The following is a 3,416-nucleotide window of genomic DNA, read 5'->3' on the forward strand; positions in this document are numbered from 1 at the left end:
AACTTCGTCGATAGATTTCTTAGCTTCTGTCTTCGCTACTGCGTCTGGATTTACATTATTTACTTCTCTTGTTCCAGTTGACTTTGCTTGGTCGACTTCTGAGTTGGTTGTGGCATTATCAATGGCTGATTTTGCTGCATCTGCTGTCGCTTTAGCGTCTGCTTTGGCTGCAGTTTTCTCTTCGTCTGTTAAGTCTGTACGAGAGTCGATTTCATCAGTCTTAGATTTAAGCGCTTCGTCGATGGCTTGCTTAGCTTCTGTCTTCGCTACTGCCTCTGGGTTTACTGAAGTCACTGCTGTGATTCCAGTTGCCTTAGATTGGTAGACTTCTGCATTCGTTGTTGCTTTATCTATGGCTGATTTTGCTGCGTCAGCCTTATCTTTTGCTTCTGCTTTAGCCGCGGTTTTCTCTTCGTCTGTTAAGTCTGTACGAGATTCTATCTCGTCATTCTTAGCTTTAAGAGCTTCATCGATTGACTTCTTAGCTTTTGGCTTCGCTACTGCTTCTGGATTTACATTGTTTACTTCTGTTGTTCCGTTATCCTTAGCTTGGTCTACCGCTGCGTTTGTTGTTGCTTTATCTATGGCATCATTCGCTGCGTCGGCCTTAATCTTTGCATCTGCCTTAGCTGTAGCTTTCTCTTCGTCTGTTAAGTCTGTACGTGCATCTATTTCGGCAGTCTTAGCTTTCAAAGCATCGTCGATGGCTTGCTTAGCTTCTGTCTTCGCTTCTGGTTGTGGATCTACTGCTTTTACTTCTGTTGTTCCAGTTGACTTAGATTGTTCTACTTCCGCATTTGTTGTTGCGTTGTCGATGGCTTCTTTTACTGCGTCGGCCTTAGCTTTTGCTTCTGACTTAGCCGCAGCTTTCTCTTCATCTGTTAAGTCTGTCCGAGCGTCGATTTCATCATTCTTAGCTTTCAGAGCTTCGTCGATAGCTTGCTTAGCTGCTGTCTTCGCTACTGGTTGTGGATCTACTGCTTTTACTTCTGTTGTTCCAGTTGACTTAGATTGTTCTACTTCCGCATTTGTTGTTGCGTTGTCGATGGCTTCTTTTACTGCGTCGGCCTTAGCTTTTGCTTCTGACTTAGCCGCAGCTTTCTCTTCATCTGTCAAGTCTGTACGAGAGTCAATCACGTCGTTCTTAGCTTTAAGCGCGTCGTCGATGGCTTGCTTCGCAGTCGGTTTTGCTACTGGCTTTGGAGTCACTGAAGCTACTGATGCCGTTCCTGCAGTCTTAGCTTGTTCCACTTCTGCGTTTGTTGTCGCATTGTCGATTGCTTCTTTCGCTGCATCAGCTTTTGCCTTAGCTTCTGCTTTGGCTTTAGTTTTTTCTTCAGCTGTTAAATCATCATTCGCATCTATTGCATCTTCTTTTGCTTTTAATGCATCATCTATTGCCTGTTTGGCTGCTGGTTTTTTAGCTGCTTCTGGACTAAACGAGTTCACATCACTTAAACCAGATACACTATTTACATCTACTTTAATGTCTGTATCTGCTGCATCGATTGCGTCTTTTGCCTCATTAGCTTTATTTTCTACTTCAGCTTTTGCTGCAGTTTTCTCTTCAGTTGTTAAATCATCTCGAGCATCGATTTCTTCTATTTTCTTCTCTAGAGCTGCATCAATTGCTTTTTTAGCCTCTGATTTCTTAACTGGTTCTGGACTAAATGAATTTACATCACTTAAACCAGATATACTATTTACATCAACCTTAATATCTGTATCAGCTTCATCGATTGCTTTCTTAGCTGCATCGGCTTTAGCTTTAGCTTCCTCCTTAGCTGCTAATTTTTCTTCTGCTGTTAAGTCATTATTCGCATCAATTTCTGCTTCTTTTGCCTTTAGTGCTTCATCTACAGCTTTTTTAGCTTCTGATTTCTTAACTGGTTCTGGACTAAATGAATTTACATCACTTAAACCAGATATACTATTTACATCAACCTTAATATCTGTATCAGCTCCATCGATTGCTTTCTTAGCTGCATCTGCTTTTGCCTTAGCTTCTTCCTTAGCTGCTAGTTTTTCTTCTGCTGTTAAGTCATTGTTCGCATCAATCTCTGTTTCTTTTGCTTTAAGAGCTTCTTCTACTGCTTTTTTCGCCTCTGGTTTCTTAACCGCTACTGGATTCAATGAGTTTACATCTGCCACTCCAGTAGTTTTTGCATTCTCAACGTCAGCATTTGTTGTCGCGTTGTCAATTGCTTGTTTTGCTGCGTCGGCTTTTGCCTTCGCATCAGCTTTCGCTGCTGTTTTTTCTTCAGCTGTTAAATCATTGTTCACATCGATTGCATCGTTCTTAGCTTTAAGCGCATCGTCTATTGCTTTCTTAGCTGCTGGCTTAGCTTGCGCTGTTGGATTTACTGAAGATACACTCGTTGCTCCAGCGTTTTTAGCTTGAGTTACTGCATTATTTGTTGTCGCATTGTCGATTGCAGTCTTCACTGCGTCTGCTTTGGCTTTCGCTTCTTCTTTAGCTGCTGTTTTTTCCTCAGCTGTCAGATCATCTCGAGCATCGATTTCTGCTTCTTTGGCTTTAAGTGCATCTTCTACTGCTTTCTTCGCCTCTGGTTTCGCTACTGGAGTTGGAGTCACCGAATCTACCGATGTTGCTCCATCATTTTTAGCTTTTTCTACTGCATCATTTGTTGTCGCGTTGTCAATCGCTGTTTTCGCTGCGTCGGCTTTTGCTTTCGCATCAGCTTTCGCTGCTGTTTTCTCTTCATCTGTTAAGTCGTTATTTGCGTCGATTGCGTCGTTCTTAGCTTTTAGCGCATCATCAATTGCTTTCTTCGCTGCTGGTTTGGCTACTGGAGTTGGAGTCACTGAAGATACACTTGCTGCCCCATCATTTTTAGCTTGAGTTACTGCATCGTTTGTGGTTGCGTTGTCGATTGCAGTCTTCGCTGCGTCGGCTTTGGCTTTAGCTTCTTCCTTAGCTGCTATTTTTTCCTCAGCTGTCAGATTATCTCGAGCATCAATCGCGTCATTTTTAGCTTTTAGGGCATCGTCGATTGCTTTTTTAGCTGCTGGTTTTGCCACTGCTGTTGGATTTACATTATTTACTTCTGTTGTTCCATTAGCCTTAGCTTGGTCTACTCCCGCGTTTGTTGTCGCATTATCGATCGCTTGTTTCGCTGCAGCTGCCTTGTCTTGCGCTTCTTGCTTAGCTTTGGCTTTTTCTTCGTCTGTTAAGTCATTATTTGCGTTGATTGCTGCTTCCTTAGCTTTCAGCGCATCTTCGATGGCCTTCTTAGCAGCCGGTTTAGCTGTTGGTGTTGGAGTGACTGATGATACACTTGTCGCTCCGTCGTTTTTAGCTTGCGTTACGGTATCGTTTGTGGTTGCATTGTCAATTGCAGTCTTCGCTGCGTCGGCTTTGGCTTTCGCATCAGCTTTCGCTGCAGTTTTCTCTT

At 42.9% G+C, this 3,416-nt stretch carries 1 protein-coding gene; it reads right to left on the reverse strand.

Going from position 1 to position 3,416, the window contains the following annotated elements; all coding sequences use genetic code 11:
- Positions 1 to 3,416: DUF1542 domain-containing protein (locus tag HMPREF2764_RS06370; protein ID WP_261673656.1), on the reverse strand; the 3,416-nt coding region annotated here is incomplete at both ends.

Source organism: Streptococcus sp. HMSC073F11, assembly GCF_001810785.1.
GTDB lineage: Bacteria > Bacillota > Bacilli > Lactobacillales > Streptococcaceae > Streptococcus.